The following is a 400-nucleotide window of genomic DNA, read 5'->3' as shown; positions in this document are numbered from 1 at the left end:
TTCCACCCTCGTCCGCGCCGCCAACGCCACCCCGTTCCGCTTCTTCGACGTCGTCTCCGGCGGCCACCTGCGCCTGAGCGACCTGACCCTGACCGGCGGCAACGGCCTCACCGGCGGGGCCATCCTGGTGGAGCGCGGCGGCAGCGCCGAGATCGCCAAGTCCCGGCTCGTGAACAACGACGCCCTGGCCGCGGGCGGTGCCATCGAGAACGAGGGCACCACCGTCCTGGACCACAGCACCCTCAGCGACAACACGGCGATCCTGGCCGGCGGCGCCGTCAACAACACCGGCCTGCTCAAGGTCAACGAGTCGAAGATCGCCGGCAACGTCGCCGGCGCGGCCGGCGGTGCGGTCAACAACTTCACCGGCACCGTCGTGGTCCAGAAGACCGCGATCACG

General features: G+C 70.8%; 1 pseudogene. It reads left to right on the top strand.

What is annotated here, in order from left to right:
- A pseudogene (locus ACVMYR_RS33190) lies at nucleotides 1-400 on the top strand (right-handed parallel beta-helix repeat-containing protein); the annotation flags it as partial.

It is taken from the genome of Micromonospora sp. PTRAS2 (assembly GCF_054052245.1).
This window is presented reverse-complemented; position numbering and strand designations above follow the sequence as displayed.